The following is a 688-nucleotide window of genomic DNA, read 5'->3' as shown; positions in this document are numbered from 1 at the left end:
TAGACCATCCCAAGTCACAAATTCCGTTTGCGTGATTTGCTGCATCAATGTCCTCAAGAAAAATCAAAATGCGCCGACTTAGATGGCGTTCGCCGGTGATCTGTATGTTAGAGTTATTTGGTCCGCCGATATAATATGCGAATTTTAAGACAAAACCACTTCGATTGCACTTCGTCGATGTGGAAATCGCGCGCACCGTGGCGTTCCAGGCACTGACCACGGCCATCCCCTTCAGACGCTGCTAACCATCGGGCAGAATGGCATACGTGCCGTTCTGAAACAACCGATCGGCAGGATCCGGGCGAAGGACATGCAGGCCAGCACCTATACCAATGGCGGCGACCAGAGAAAAAGCAAGAATTGCCAAGCGACCTACTTTCGGCCTCGCAAGCATTTGACCGCTAGGAAAAATCGACGCCGCAGTTACTCGCGACACCCGTTAGATCGTGACAGCTGCTACGCCAGATCGAGTAGCCGCGTCCGCGGTCACGATCCGCCTGAGTTCCGCCGACAGCGTGTCTCTTAACACGCTGCGGAAATGTTCCATCGCAGTCCCTACTTTTGATAGGATCATCACATCTTTATATCGACTAAGCCTGCACCAAATCGGAGGCGGTACCCCGCTTAGCAGGCTGCTAAATGCACCCCGTATCTGGCCTGCCAATGATATCGTGCAGCGAAAGCTGTA

The 688-nt window shown here is 52.8% G+C and carries 1 protein-coding gene; it reads right to left on the bottom strand.

Features of this window, described 5'->3' with window-relative positions; genetic code table 11:
• On the bottom strand, window positions 1-226 hold a 226-nt coding region (locus K9B33_RS22950), incomplete at its 3' end, for a hypothetical protein (RefSeq protein ID WP_224551427.1).
• Between the last annotated feature and the right edge of the window lie 462 nt (window positions 227-688).

The sequence above is a fragment of the Sphingobium sp. 3R8 genome (assembly GCF_020166615.1).
Lineage (GTDB): Bacteria > Pseudomonadota > Alphaproteobacteria > Sphingomonadales > Sphingomonadaceae > Sphingobium > Sphingobium bisphenolicum.
The sequence above is the reverse complement of the archived record's forward strand: the minus strand, read 5'-3'. Positions and strand labels throughout refer to the sequence as shown.